Source organism: Erythrobacter mangrovi (assembly GCF_013260645.1).
Lineage (GTDB): Bacteria > Pseudomonadota > Alphaproteobacteria > Sphingomonadales > Sphingomonadaceae > Qipengyuania > Qipengyuania mangrovi.
The window spans coordinates 1,158,422-1,171,517 of the sequence record NZ_CP053921.1 but is presented as its reverse complement, the minus strand read 5'-3'; the positions used below and the strand labels follow the sequence as shown (position 1 = coordinate 1,171,517).

Below are 13,096 nucleotides of genomic sequence, written 5' to 3'. Positions count from 1 at the left end.
GCCGTTAGGGGATTTGGCGTCGGCTTTAAAGCGTCAATCGCCGCGCCGCAGCCGGCGAGCTTCGAGCCCGCGATAGACCGTGTCGATTTCTTCCTGGCTGCGATCGTCGAAGCGCTGGATCAGGGCGGGGATCACCGCGAACCCGTCATCGACCATGGCATAGCCGTTGAAGGTGTTGGGAATCTCGCCAAGCTGTTCGGGGAGGTCGAGCCCCGCAGGGCCGTTCTCGCCCGACGAGCGCACCACCACAATGTGCGTACCGTGCGCCTCCATCCGCGCGATCATGCGGTTGGGCCAACCCCACATCGCCCATTGGGAATCGAGCGGGACGAAGATCGTCCCGCCACGGCAGCTTTCGGGCACATAGCCGCTCCAGCCGAGCGCGACATAGGCGCGGGTACAGGCCTCGCCCTCCTCGACGGTATAGGCCCAGGCATCGGGCAGTAGCTCCCGAATGCGCTCGATCGGCGCACTCGGACCGACGAAGGCATCGCCGCGCGGTCCGACATTGCGCCCGGACGCCTTGAGCGCAGCGGCGAGCAGCTCGGCCTCTCTCGGGTCATCGCTGGTGAAGCGGTAGAGCAGGCGCGCCCGCCCGGTGACCGCCAGCGCTTCTTCGAGCGAGGGGATCGCGCCCACGCCCTTGCCGCGGAACGGGTAGGTCTTGCCGCCATCGGCAGTATAGCCATGCCCCGCATCGAGCGCCTTCAGCTCGGCCAGTGTCTTGCCGCGCGTTGCGCCCGTGCCGTCAGTGCGGCAATCGAGCGTCGCATCCTGGAACAGTGCGACCTGCCCGTCGCTGGTCGGCATGACATCCACTTCGACCAGCGTTGCCCCCAGCTTCGCCGCCCGGGCGATCGAACGGGTGGAGTTCTCGAGATAGTCGTGGATCGGCTCTTCAATTCGGGTGACGGTACAGCTGTCGAAACCAGCCGCCTCGCTGTCGGAAAGCTGGGCGAGCCCACGATGTGCTACCAGCTTGACCGCGCCTTTCGGCTGCGGCGCCAGCCAGCTGGCGTTGAGCACGGTCAGCGCAAGGAACCCCACCGCCGCAGCGGTGCCGAGGCGCATCAGCCATTTCTTCACGAAAGCAGGTCTCTCGCCTGGTCGCAGTCGCGGGCCATTTGTTCGGTCAGCGCATCGAGCGAATCGAACTTCGCCTCGCCACGCAGGAAGTGGTGGAAGGCCACCTCGAGTTCCTGGCCATAGAGGTCGCCGGAGAAATCGAAGAAATAAGGCTCTAGCAGCTCCTTGGGTGGGTCGAACTGTGGGCGCACGCCGATATTGGCCGCGCCCTTGAGCAGCTGTCCGGTCGCAAGGATGCGGCCGGTCACGGCATAGATCCCATATCGGGGGCGCAGGTAATGTTCGACCGGGAGATTGGCAGTGGGATAGCCGATTTCACGCCCGCGCTTGTCGCCGTGCTGGACCACGCCGCGGATGGCGAAGGGGCGGGTAAGCAGCCGCGCCGCTTCCTGCGGATCGCCCGCTACCAGGGCATCGCGCACCCGACTCGACGAGACGGGCTCACCCCCTTCCATGACGGGCGGGACGGCGCGCGCTTCGATCCCGACCTCGCGGCCGAGCTCGACCAGCTTCTCGAAATTGCCGCCGCGCGCCTTGCCGAAGGTAAAATCCTCGCCAGTTACCACTCCGGCCACGCCGAGGTGTTCGGCGAGCAGGCGCTTGACGAAATCCTCCGCCGTGGTGCCCGCCAGTTCACCGTCGAAATGGAACACCAGCATCGCGGTGGCCCCGGCGGCGAGGTAGAGTTCCTGCCGCTGCTCGAGCGTGGTCAGGCGAAAAGGTGCGGTATCGGGCTTGAAGTGGCGCACCGGATGGGGATCGAAGGTGGCGATGATCGCCGGGCGGCCCTCGGCGCGGGCCCAACGGATCGCTTCGCCCGCCACGGCCTGGTGGCCAAGGTGGAACCCATCGAAATTGCCCAGCGCGACGATCGCTCCGCGCAGGCTCTCCGGCAGGGGATCACGGTGGTCGAGGAATCTCATTGCGCGGTCCCTTGCGGCACCAGTCCGGCGCGGATCACCCGCAGCGCATTACCCCCCATGGCCGCACGGGTCTCTTCCGGCGAGAAGCCTTCGTCGATCAGCGCCTGCGTCACCTGCACCAGCTGCGAGGTGTCGAAGCGTACGGTGGTCGCTCCATCGTAATCGCTGCCCAGCGCGACATGTTCAATCCCCACGAGATCGCGCACATGCTTCATCGCCTTGGCCGCAGCGCGCGGGCTGGTATCGCAGATGGCCGCATCCCAGTAGCCGATCCCCACCACCCCTCCGGTGGCGGCAACGCCGCGGATCTCTTCGTCGGTGAGGTTGCGATTGACCTTGCAGGTCGCCTGCACCCCGCCGTGGCTCGAAACGACCGGACGCTGTGCCATGGCGAGGATGTCGGCGACGCATTTGTGGCTGCAATGCGCGATATCGACGATCATGCCCATCCGCTCCATCCGCCGCACCGCCTCGCGCCCCTTGTCGGTCAGCCCGCCCTTCTCCAGCCCGTGCATCGAACCGGCGAGGTCGTTGTCGAAGAAATGCGTCAGCCCCGCCATGCGCATCCCCGCACTATAGAGCGTGTCGAGATTGTCGAGATTGCCTTCGAGGCTTTGCAGGCCCTCTGCGCTGAACAGCGCGCCGACCGGCTTGACCGCATCCTCCCGCGCTTTCAGCAGCCTGTCGACATCCGCCGGAGTCCAGACCTGATACATCTCGAAGCGCGCGGTCTCGATCGCTGTTTCCAGCTTTTTCGCGTGCCACAGCGAACGTTCGAGCAGGCTGGTCCATGTCCGCATCGGCTGGAGCTGCGCAAAGGTCAGCAAGGTTATGTTGTCGGTGTCGGCGCCATTGGCATCGTAGTTCTGGCCTTTGGGCGTCTTGGTCACGCTGGAGAAGACCTGCAGCGCGACATTGCCTTCGCGCAGACGCGGAAGATCCATGTGGCCGCGATCCGAGCGCTCGAGCAGGTCGCGCTTCCACAGCAACGTGTCCGAATGCAAATCGACGATCTCGAGCGTCGCATGCAACGCCTTCGCCTCGTCCGAAACCTCGATCAGCGGTTGTCCGTCGATCTTGTTCATGTCGCGCTCGATCATGCCGGGCGCGAACAGGAAGAAGCCGAAGATTGCCGCGAGCAACACGCCACCCAGGCCGATCAGGATCTTGCGTTTCATCGTGTTCGCTCCAGCGTCAGGAAACTGTGGGCAGGCGCCTCACCCTGTGCATCATGATCTTCGCGCGCGGCAATTGTCCATTCGGGACCGAGCTCACCCATGAAAGTGTCGCCGGGATAGTCGGCATGAATCTGTGTGAGTTCGATGCGCTCCGCATGCGGCAGGAACAGCTCGAAGACCGCCGCCCCGCCAATTACCGCGGCGTCGCCGCCGCCCGCACGCTCAATCGCGTCGTCGATCGTGCCAACGACTTCGGCGCCGTCCGCCTGCCAGCCCGCGCTGCGGGTCAGCACGATGTGGCGGCGCCCGGGAAGCAGGCCGGGCAGGCTCTCGAAAGTCTTGCGGCCCATGATCATCGGCTTGCCCAGCGTCAGCGCCTTGAAGTGCTTGAGGTCGGCAGGAAGATGCCAGGGCAAGCCACCGTCCTTGCCGATGCTGCCGTTGGCGGCGCGGGCATAGATCAGGAACAGTCCCATCAGCGCTCAAGCTGGGTGACGTGGCCCATCTTGCGCCCCTCGCGCACTTCCGCCTTGCCGTAGTCGTGCAAATGCGTGTCGGGCAGCGACAGGCACTGCTGCGCACCCAGAATATCGTCGCCGACGATATTGGTCATCACCACCTTGCTGGCCACGGTATGGGTGTCCCCCAAGGGCAGCCCCGCAACTGCGCGGATGTGGTTCTCGAACTGGCTCGTCGCGGCACCCTCGATCGTCCAGTGACCCGAATTGTGGACGCGCGGCGCCATCTCGTTGAAGATCGGCCCTTCGCGCGTGGCGAAGAACTCGAGCGTCAGCACGCCGACATAGTCGAGCGCGCTCGCAACCTTTTCAGCCAGCCTGCGCGCTTCGGCCACCTGCGCTTCGATGACGGAGCCTGCAGGGAGCGCGGAGGTGGCAAGAATGCCTTCTGCATGCGTGTTGCGCGGCGAATCCCACACGCGCATCTCGCCATCGCGGCCCCGCACCAGGATGACCGAGAACTCGGCTTCGAATTCGACGAAACCCTCGTAGATCAGCGGTACGTCGGGCAGGCGCAATGCGTCGGCATCGCGTGCCGACATGATCCGCCACTGGCCCTTGCCATCGTAACCGTCGCGCCGTGTCTTGAGGATACCCGGCGCACCCAGACGGTCGACCGCTGCCGCGAGTTCCGCTGCAGAGTCGACGCGCGCATAGGCCGCAGGCCTTCCGCCAAGATCCTCGATGAAGCGTTTCTCGGTCAGCCGGTCCTGCGCAGTCTCGAGCGCGCGCGGGTGGGGGAAGACGCGATCGGCGGGGATGGCCTGGGCGGTGGCAACGGGGACGTTCTCGAACTCCCAGGTCACCACGTCACATTGCGCGGCGAATTCCGCCAGCGCGGCGTGATCGTCCCAGGCATTGGTGAAGAAGCCGTCGCACAGCTGTTCGGCGACCGCCTCGCCCTGCGGTGCATAGCCGATGCAGCGGTAACCGAGCTGGGCAGCCGCGACCGCCATCATCCGGCCAAGCTGGCCGCCGCCCAACATGCCGATCGTGCCCCCTCTCGCCAGCATCAGTCTTCTGGGCGCTCCGTCACCGCGGCGCTGCGTGCCGCGCGCCAATCCTGCAGTCGCTGCGACAGTGCGGCGTCGTGATTGGCGAGGATTGCCGCCGCGAGCAGGCCCGCATTGGTCGCCCCCGGTTTGCCGATGGCAAGCGTTCCGACCGGCACCCCCGCGGGCATCTGGACGATCGAGAGCAGGCTGTCCTGCCCCGAAAGCGCCTTGGACTGGACCGGCACGCCGAGCACCGGAACATGGGTCAGTGCCGCAATCATGCCGGGCAGATGCGCCGCACCACCGGCCCCGGCAATGATCACTTCGATCCCTGCATTCACCGCGCCCTTGGCGAAGTCATACATGCGATCGGGCGTGCGATGGGCCGAGACGATCCTGACGTCGGTGTCGACACCCAGCTCGTCGAGGACCTCCGCAGCACAGGCCATGGTCTCCCAGTCAGACTGGCTCCCCATGACGATGGCGACCTTTGCAGCCATATCACGCGTCCTTCAGGTAATAGCGCTCGCCCGCCACCTGCGTGCCGTCGAATTCATAGACGATCGGCTGGCCGGTAGGGATTTCGAGCCCGGTGATCTCCTCATCGGAAATGCCCGAGAGGTGCTTGACCAATGCGCGCAGCGAATTGCCGTGGGCCGAGATGATGACCGTTTCGCCTTTGCCGAGCTGCGGCAGGATCGTCTCTTCCCAATAGGGCAGCACGCGTTCGATCGTCAGTTTGAGGCTCTCGGTGCGCGGCACATCGATCCCGGCATAGCGCGGGTCGGTGGAGAGATCGAATTCACTGCCCGGCTCGAGCTCAGGCGGCGGCACGTCGAAACTGCGCCGCCAGATATGCACCTGCTCATCGCCGTGGCGCTCACGCGTCTGCTGCTTGTCGAGACCGGTCAGCCCACCGTAGTGACGCTCGTTCAGGCGCCAGTCCTTGGTCTCCGGGATCCATAGGCGCCCACAGCCTTCGAGCGCGAAATGCAGCGTCCTGATCGCGCGGGTTTGCAGCGAGGTGAAGGCCACCGTCGGCAATACGCCCTTTTCCGCCAGCAGGTCGCCCGCGGCCCGCGCCTCGGCTTCGCCTTGTGCGGTCAGGTCGACGTCCCACCAACCGGTGAAACGGTTGGCGAGGTTCCACTCGCTCTGGCCGTGGCGGACAAGGACAAGCTTGGACAATGGGAGGCTCCCGTTATTCCCCTAGGAGCAAGGCGCGTTAGCCGCCCACATCGCCCTTGGGAAGGCTTGTCGCTTGTGATTCGCGCATTTCCCGTCCCTGCTCCTTGCGACGGCGCAGGTTCTCACGGAGTTTCGCAGCGAGCCGTTCTTCACGGCTCATCGGTTCGTTCGCAGCGGACATCGCGCAACCTTTCGCCAAAATCGCGCTGTGCCGCAAGCTGCAGGTTGACATTCGCGCCCGTCCTGCCAATAGCGCGCGCCTCCACCCCGCGAGCGTCTCGCGGAGGATCCGTGCTGCTGTAGCTCAGTGGTAGAGCGCACCCTTGGTAAGGGTGAGGCCGGGAGTTCAATCCTCCCCAGCAGCACCATTCCCCTCATGGCAAACCGCACCGATCATCGATCAGTGCGCCCCTTGCGGCTAAGCCTCGTCAGCGACGCGCTCGCCGCTCACTTGCGACACCAGCAGCTTGTCGATCCGGCGGCCATCCATGTCGACCACCTCGAAACGCCAGCCCTGATCATGGAAGTGCTCGCCTTCCTTCGGCAAGCGCTTGAGCACATGGAGGGCATAGCCCGCAGCCGTGCCGAACTCACGGTCGTCGCCGTATTCCAGAGCCAGGCGATCGGCGAGCACGTCGGCCGAGAGCGAGCCGGCAACCAGCAGGCTGCCGTCTTCGCGTTCAATGATTCCCGGAGCGTCGCCCGGGTCCTGGTCGCTGACGAAATCACCGACCAGTGCGGTCAACAAGTCGACCGGAGTGACGATCCCGTCGAGATGGCCGTATTCATCGTGGACCATGGCCATGGCGACTTCGGCCTGCTGCAGCACCCGAAGGGCGTCGACCGCATCGAGCTGGTCCGGGACCACCTCTGCCTTTTTCATCAGCGCGGCGAGATCGATGGCTTCACCCGTCACCAGTCGCGACAGGATGTCGCGCACCTTGACCACGCCAAGCACCTTGTCTGGCGAACCTTCGGCGACCGGCAGCAGCGAGTGCGGGCTGGCATCGATGGCTTCGCGGATCGCTGCCGTATCGGCGCCGCTGTCGATCCAGTCGACCGCGGTGCGCGGCGTCATCAGTTCGCGCACCGGACGCTGGGCCAGGCGCACCACGCCTTGCAGCATCTGGTGCTGTTCGTGCTCGATCACGCCGGTGCGGGTGGCTTCGGCAAACAGCATGTGGAGTTCTTCGGCGGTTACCGAACCTTGCCCAGCCGGGCGCACGCCAAGCAGGCGAATGAGCAAGCCGGACGAAGCATCGAGCAGCCAAACCAGCGGCGCAGCGACACGGGCCAGAAAGGCCATCGGGCGCGCCATGTAGATGGCGATCGGCACAGCCGCGCGCAGCGCGACCTGCTTGGGCACGAGTTCGCCAACAACCAGGCTGAGATAGGTGGTGATGGCAATGACCAGTGCGAAACCGACCTCTTCGGCCCATTGCGCAGGAAAGCCGGCAGCCGAGAGGCGCGCGGCGACGGGAGGCCCGAGGCTCGATCCCGAATAGGCGCCGGCAATAATCCCGATCAGGGTAATGCCGATCTGGACGGTCGAGAGGAACTTGCCCGGCTCCGCGGCGAGCGACAGTGCCACGCGCGCGCCGCGGACGCCTTTCTGCGCGGCTCCTCGCAGCCGCGCAGTGCGCGCGGATACGATGGCCAGTTCGCTCATTGCGAACACGCCATTGAGCACGATGAGCCCGGCGATGATCAGCAGGTCGGTCCAGGGGAAGGGTGTCACGTCTCTCAGCTAGCACAATTGCACCGTCGCGCCAGCGCCTCCAGCAACTTATCTGTCACTCGTTCAGGAACGGGCTAGGCTTTGAGCGGTTTAGAACATCAGAGAGAGGTAGGGTTACTCCCCCGGATCCCCACTGGGGCAGTTCGGCGATGGCCCAAGCCCGCTGCAGATAGAGGAAAGTCCTTATGAAAAAGTCGCGTATCCTGACCGCAAGCCTCGCCAGCATTTCGCTGCTGACCGTCTCAGCCTGCGTTACCGACCCCAACACCGGCGAGAAGAAGGTCTCGCGCACCGTGCTCGGCGGCGCAGGCGGGGCTATCGTTGGTGGCCTTCTGGGCGGGGTGATCGGCGGCAAGACCGGCCGCATCATTGGCGCCGTGGGTGGTGCCGCCGCCGGCGGCTACGTCGGCTATCGCATGGACCAGCAGATCAAGGAACTGAAGGAACAGACCGCCGGTTCCGGCGTGGACGTTACCGAGGTCGACGGCGGGGACGCGATTCTGGTGAACCTGCCCGATGGCGTGACCTTCTCGACCGGCAGCTACACGATCTCGCCCGGCTTCCGCGACGTGCTCGACCGTGTGGCGGCGAGCCTGGTCCAGTATCCCAACAGCCTGGTCGACGTGTACGGCCACACCGACACCACCGGTTCGATGGAATCGAACCAGCGCCTGTCGGAACAACGCGCGCAGGCGGTGGCTAATTACCTGATCAGCCGCGGAGTCAGCTCTTCGCGCATTCGCTGGATGGGCTTCGGTGAAACCCGGCTGAAGATCCAGACGGGTGACGGCGTCAATGAGCCGCTCAACCGTCGTGTCGAGATCAAGATTATCCCGTTCGACCAGCAGGACGTGGAAGCCGCGCAGAGTACGCAAGGCTACTGACACTAAGGCCGTTTGGCCATGCAATCGAAGGGGTCGGCCGCCAGGTCGGCCCCTTCCTACATTCTAGGCATCGAGTTCGGCCGCGCGGGGGGCGAGACGGGCAACCGCCGCGTCGTGGATGAGCGGCGCGCAAGCCAGGACCCCGAAGGCGCGCGGATCGCGCTTGTTGTAGTCCAGCTTGTTGCCATAGGCGTCGGTTACTGCCGCTCCCGCTTCGCGTGCGATCATACCGGCGGCCGCGATGTCCCATTCAAAGCCCCAGCGCAGCGTGGCGACCAGATCGGCTTCATCCGCCGCCACCATCGCAATGCGCAATGCAATCGAATTGGGCTGGTCGACGGTCACCAGGTCACTGTCGGTCTTGGGCAGCGATACGGCGGGGACGCGCGAACCTGGAAACTCCGAACGGGTCGAGGCAACGAGCCGCTGGCCATTGCGCCAGGCCCCCTGCCCGGCAACGGCCTGCCATATCTCGCCACGCGCGGGGGCCGAAAGGATCCCGATCAAGGGCCGGCCTGCGCTGATCAACGCGACCGACACGGCCCAGCCGCTGCGCCCCCTGATGAAATCGCGCGTCCCGTCGACCGGGTCGACCAGCCAGATGAGGTCGCGTCCCAGGCGCGCAGGATCATCGGCAGTCTCTTCGCTGAGCCACCCGGCCGCGGGCAACAGGGCACCCAGTTCGCGCTTGAGGAAAGTGTCGACCGCGATGTCGGCTTCGGACACGGGGTTGTTCGGCGATTTGTCCCAGCTGCGCAGCGCATTGCCCGCGCCCGGCCAGAGACCATGGGCGATCCGCCCCGCTTCGGAGACAATCGATTCGAGGCGAGCACTATCTATCATGGGAAGGCAGCGCGCCCTGCACGCGAACGACGCACTTTTCAAGCGGGCCCAGACATGCTTATGCGGCGCGCGACTCCCATTCCCTCCCAGACGCGCAATACGCGAAGGATACGCCCACCGATGAACATCCACGAATACCAGGCCAAGGAATTGCTCGCCAAGTTCGGCATCGCGGTGCCCGCGGGCCATGCCGCGCTTAACGTCGAAGAAGCGGTTGCCGCAGCGAAGCAGCTCCCCGGCCCGCTCTACGTGGTCAAGGCGCAGATCCACGCCGGCGGCCGCGGCAAGGGCAAGTTCAAGGAACTCAGCCCCGACGCCAAGGGCGGTGTCCGCCTCGCCAAGACGCTCGAAGAGGTCGAAGCGAATGCCAAGGAAATGCTCGGCAATACGCTGGTGACCGTTCAGACCGGAGAGGCCGGCAAGCAGGTCAACCGCCTCTATGTCACCGATGGCGTCGATATCGCCAAGGAATACTACCTGTCGCTGCTGGTCGACCGTGCCACCGGCCGCGTCGCCTTTGTCGTGTCGACCGAAGGCGGAATGGATATCGAGGCCGTCGCCCACGACACGCCCGAAAAGATCACCACCTTCACCATCGACCCGGCGCAGGGCTTCATGCCGCACCATGGCCGCGCGGTGGCCTTCGCGCTCAAGCTGACCGGTGACCTCAACAAGCAGGCGCAGGTGCTGGCCAAGCAGCTCTACGAAGCCTTCATGGCGACCGACTGCTCGATGCTCGAGATCAACCCGCTGGTCGAAAGCACCGATGGCAAGCTGATGGTGCTCGACGCCAAGATGAGCTTCGATTCGAACGCGCTCTATCGCCACAAGGACATCGAAGCGCTGCGCGACGAGACCGAGGAAGACCCGGCCGAAGTCGAAGCGAGCGAATACGATCTCGCCTACATCAAGCTCGACGGCAATATCGGCTGCATGGTCAACGGCGCGGGCTTGGCCATGGCGACGATGGACATCATCAAGCTCAACGGTGCCTTCCCCGCCAACTTCCTCGACGTGGGCGGCGGCGCCACCACCGAGAAGGTGACCGCGGCCTTCAAGATCATCCTCAAGGACCCGGCGGTCGAGGGCATCCTCGTCAATATCTTCGGCGGGATCATGAAGTGCGACGTGATCGCCAACGGCATCATCCAGGCGGCCAAGGACGTGAACCTGTCGGTTCCGCTGGTAGTCCGGCTCGAAGGCACCAACGTCAACGAAGGCAAGGCGATCCTCGACAGTTCGGGCCTCGCCATCGTCAGCGCCGACGATCTCGGCGATGCCGCGCGCAAGATCGTGGCCGAGGTGAAGAAGGCGGCGTGAAGGGTAAGGCTATAAATGAGCTGGGTCGACGATTACAATGTATGCATCCGCCAGGAGCTACTTAAGTGGCTAGCGGCGAAGGGTCCTGCTGATTGGGACAAAGTCGCCAAGGAAAAGAACTGGGATAGCGGCGTTGAAGAGCTTAGCTGGATCGTCTCTCAGGACGAGTGCGATGCTGGAACAGCGCAGTATCTCTTCTGGCTCGCCGGGCCGAGTTACTTTACCGACGAGCAGTTGGGTGCGCGAGACTCAGGTCGCTATTTCCCCCAAGCCAATTATCATATGATTTTGACTATCGCCGAACGCTGGGCCGCAGGGAAATACAAGACTCAAGACTTCGGAGAGTATGCCCATCTCTCAGGGAGCGGCCTAATAAACCTGGGAGCCGGCACGCGGGTGAACCGTGAATTGGTCATTCCTCAAGGCATCGATTCGCCGACAACAGGTGAATCCTCCAATTTTGAGTATGATCCGAAGCGGATCATGGAAGAGATGCTGGCAGCCGAGAACGGCCAGTTCGAGGAAGGCATTCCGTACGAAGTTCTTGACCTTTGCGCGAGCCGACACCGCCCTTCGGATTGACGTTTACGTAAACGCAAGCTAGGCGGGCGTCACATTCATTCGAGAGGAAGGAATCCCCATGAAGATCCTCGTGCCCGTCAAGCGGGTGATCGACTACAACGTCAAGCCGCGCGTGAAGGCGGATGGTACCGGTGTCGACCTCGCCAACGTCAAGATGAGCATGAACCCCTTCGACGAAATCGCCGTCGAAGAGGCCATTCGCATCAAGGAAGCGGGTAAGGCGACCGAAATCGTCGCCGTCAGCATTGGCCCGGCAAAGGCGCAGGAAACGCTGCGCACTGCGCTGGCCATGGGTGCCGATCGCGCGATCCTGGTCCAGACCGACGACGAAGTCGAGCCGCTGGCCGTCGCCAAGATCCTCAAGGCAATCGCCGAGGCGGAAGAGCCTGGCCTGATCCTGCTGGGCAAGCAGGCCATCGACGACGATTCGAACCAGACCGGCCAGATGCTCGCCGCCCTCATGAGCCGTCCGCAGGGCACCTTCGCCAACACGGTCGAAGTCGACGGCGACAGCGTTATCGTGAAGCGCGAAGTCGATGGCGGCCTCGAGACCGTGAAGCTCTCGCTGCCCGCGATCGTCACCACCGACCTGCGCCTCAATGAACCGCGCTATGCTTCGCTGCCGAACATCATGAAGGCCAAGTCCAAGCCGCTCGATACCAAGAGCCCGGCCGACTACGGCGTCGACACCGCGCCGCGCCTCAAGACGCTCAAGGTCACCGAGCCGCCCGTGCGCCAGGCCGGCATCAAGGTTGCCGACGTCGACGAGCTGGTTGCCAAGATCAAAGCCCTCGGCATCGCCTAAGCAACCCGGACACGAAAGGAATCACGACATGAAAACTCTCGTCTGGGTGGAACACGACAACGCCCACATGAAGGACGCCACACTGGCTGCGGTCACCGCCGCCTCGAAGCTTGGCGAAGTGCACCTGCTGGTCGCCGGCAAGGGCTGCCGCGGCGTCGCCGAAGAGGCCGCCAAGGTCGCCGGCGTCAGCACCGTACACTGTGCCGACGATGCGGCCTACGAGCACGGCCTCGCTGAAAACGTCGCGCCGCTGGTGGCCTCGCTGATGGCCAGCCACGACGCCTTCGTCTCGCCCGCCACCACCACCGGCAAGAACATCGCACCGCGCGTCGCCGCGCAGCTCGATGTCATGCAGATTTCGGACATCCTTTCGGTCGAAGGCGACAAGACCTTCACCCGTCCGATCTATGCCGGCAATGCGATTGCCACGGTCGAATCTTCCGATGCGCAACTGGTCATCACGGTGCGCGGCACGGCGTTCGAGAAGGCAGCAACCGAGGGTGGCTCCGCCACCATCGAAGACGTCGCGGCGACCGGCGATGTCGGCACTTCGAGCTTCATCTCGGCCGAGATCGCCAAGAGCGAGCGTCCGGAACTGACCAGCGCCAAGGTAATCGTATCGGGCGGCCGCGCGCTGAAAGATTCGGAGACGTTCCAGGAAGTGATTATCCCGCTCGCCGACAAGCTCGGTGCGGGCGTCGGCGCCAGCCGCGCGGCGGTCGACGCGGGCTACGTCCCGAACGATTACCAGGTCGGCCAGACCGGCAAGATCGTTGCCCCCGAAGTCTACATCGCGATCGGCATCTCGGGTGCGATCCAGCACTTGGCCGGCATGAAAGACTCGAAGACTATCATTGCGATCAACAAGGACGAGGACGCCCCGATCTTCCAGGTCGCGGACATCGGGTTGGTTGGCGATCTCTTCAAGATCGTGCCGGAATTGACGCAAAAGCTCTGAATTCACGCAAAATTTGCAAGTGATCTTGCATAGGGAGGCCCGGGTATTCCGCCCGGGCCTTTTTCGTTGCATGAGGGA

General features: G+C 64.3%; 15 protein-coding genes and 1 tRNA gene. 6 read left to right on the top strand and 10 right to left on the bottom strand.

The genetic code is table 11. The annotated features are described in order from the left end of the window. Positions 1 to 33 precede the first annotated feature (33 nt). The 8 genes from HQR01_RS06105 to HQR01_RS06070 are packed head-to-tail and all read right to left on the bottom strand — an operon-like array spanning position 34 to position 6,069. On the bottom strand, positions 34 to 1,086 hold the full coding sequence (locus HQR01_RS06105) for a glycerophosphodiester phosphodiesterase family protein (protein ID WP_173213511.1): 1,053 nt from the start codon (positions 1,084 to 1,086) through the stop codon (positions 34 to 36). After that, a complete protein-coding gene (locus HQR01_RS06100; protein WP_173213509.1) occupies positions 1,083 to 2,009 on the bottom strand; it encodes a bifunctional riboflavin kinase/FAD synthetase in 927 nt (308 codons plus the stop codon). The genes HQR01_RS06105 and HQR01_RS06100 overlap by 4 nt, the downstream gene beginning before the upstream one ends. Then, positions 2,006 to 3,187 (bottom strand): dipeptidase, encoded by a 1,182-nt coding sequence (locus tag HQR01_RS06095; protein ID WP_173213507.1) that lies wholly within the window; start codon positions 3,185 to 3,187, stop codon positions 2,006 to 2,008. Before HQR01_RS06095 ends, HQR01_RS06100 begins: the two co-directional genes overlap by 4 nt. Further along, positions 3,184 to 3,663 (bottom strand): dihydrofolate reductase, encoded by a 480-nt coding sequence (locus HQR01_RS06090; RefSeq protein WP_173213505.1) that lies wholly within the window; start codon positions 3,661 to 3,663, stop codon positions 3,184 to 3,186. Before HQR01_RS06090 ends, HQR01_RS06095 begins: the two co-directional genes overlap by 4 nt. Next, positions 3,663 to 4,718 (bottom strand): 5-(carboxyamino)imidazole ribonucleotide synthase, encoded by a 1,056-nt coding sequence (locus HQR01_RS06085; protein ID WP_173213503.1) that lies wholly within the window; start codon positions 4,716 to 4,718, stop codon positions 3,663 to 3,665. Before HQR01_RS06085 ends, HQR01_RS06090 begins: the two co-directional genes overlap by 1 nt. After that, positions 4,718 to 5,200 (bottom strand): 5-(carboxyamino)imidazole ribonucleotide mutase, encoded by a 483-nt coding sequence (gene purE, locus HQR01_RS06080; RefSeq protein ID WP_173213501.1) that lies wholly within the window; start codon positions 5,198 to 5,200, stop codon positions 4,718 to 4,720. Before purE ends, HQR01_RS06085 begins: the two co-directional genes overlap by 1 nt. A gap of 1 nt (position 5,201) precedes the next feature. Then, positions 5,202 to 5,888, bottom strand: coding sequence for a 2,3-diphosphoglycerate-dependent phosphoglycerate mutase (gene gpmA, locus HQR01_RS06075; protein WP_173213499.1), 687 nt, complete (start codon positions 5,886 to 5,888; stop codon positions 5,202 to 5,204). 37 nt (positions 5,889 to 5,925) lie between these two features. Then, positions 5,926 to 6,069, bottom strand: a complete 144-nt coding sequence (locus HQR01_RS06070; protein ID WP_173213497.1) for a hypothetical protein — start codon at positions 6,067 to 6,069, stop codon at positions 5,926 to 5,928. Between the two features lie 112 nt (positions 6,070 to 6,181). Between HQR01_RS06070 and HQR01_RS06065 the strand changes: the two genes are divergently transcribed. Next, a tRNA-Thr gene (locus tag HQR01_RS06065) sits at positions 6,182 to 6,256 on the top strand. Between the two features lie 50 nt (positions 6,257 to 6,306). On the opposite strand, the gene HQR01_RS06060 is transcribed toward HQR01_RS06065, so the two are convergent. After that, entirely contained in the window at positions 6,307 to 7,626 is a 1,320-nt protein-coding gene (locus tag HQR01_RS06060) for a hemolysin family protein (protein ID WP_173213495.1), read from the bottom strand. Between the two features lie 185 nt (positions 7,627 to 7,811). Between HQR01_RS06060 and HQR01_RS06055 the strand changes: the two genes are divergently transcribed. Continuing rightward, the gene (locus tag HQR01_RS06055) at positions 7,812 to 8,510 is read left to right on the top strand and encodes an OmpA family protein (protein WP_173213493.1); all 699 of its coding nucleotides are present in this window, start codon (positions 7,812 to 7,814) and stop codon (positions 8,508 to 8,510) included. Between the two features lie 63 nt (positions 8,511 to 8,573). Here the strand turns inward: HQR01_RS06055 and HQR01_RS06050 are convergent, their stop codons facing one another. Continuing rightward, positions 8,574 to 9,353 (bottom strand): 3'(2'),5'-bisphosphate nucleotidase CysQ, encoded by a 780-nt coding sequence (locus HQR01_RS06050; RefSeq protein WP_173213491.1) that lies wholly within the window; start codon positions 9,351 to 9,353, stop codon positions 8,574 to 8,576. A 120-nt stretch (positions 9,354 to 9,473) separates the two neighbouring features. Between HQR01_RS06050 and sucC the strand changes: the two genes are divergently transcribed. From sucC to HQR01_RS06030, 4 genes are read left to right on the top strand one after another with little or no spacing between them, the layout of a single operon-like run. Then, on the top strand, positions 9,474 to 10,673 hold the full coding sequence (gene sucC, locus HQR01_RS06045) for an ADP-forming succinate--CoA ligase subunit beta (RefSeq protein ID WP_173213489.1): 1,200 nt from the start codon (positions 9,474 to 9,476) through the stop codon (positions 10,671 to 10,673). A gap of 15 nt (positions 10,674 to 10,688) precedes the next feature. After that, complete coding sequence (locus HQR01_RS06040; RefSeq protein WP_173213488.1) at positions 10,689 to 11,255, top strand: DUF4274 domain-containing protein; 567 nt, start codon at positions 10,689 to 10,691, stop codon at positions 11,253 to 11,255. A 58-nt stretch (positions 11,256 to 11,313) separates the two neighbouring features. Continuing rightward, positions 11,314 to 12,060, top strand: a complete 747-nt coding sequence (locus tag HQR01_RS06035; protein ID WP_173213486.1) for an electron transfer flavoprotein subunit beta/FixA family protein — start codon at positions 11,314 to 11,316, stop codon at positions 12,058 to 12,060. A 28-nt stretch (positions 12,061 to 12,088) separates the two neighbouring features. Continuing rightward, the gene (locus tag HQR01_RS06030; protein WP_173213484.1) at positions 12,089 to 13,018 is read left to right on the top strand and encodes an electron transfer flavoprotein subunit alpha/FixB family protein; all 930 of its coding nucleotides are present in this window, start codon (positions 12,089 to 12,091) and stop codon (positions 13,016 to 13,018) included. Positions 13,019 to 13,096 lie beyond the last annotated feature (78 nt).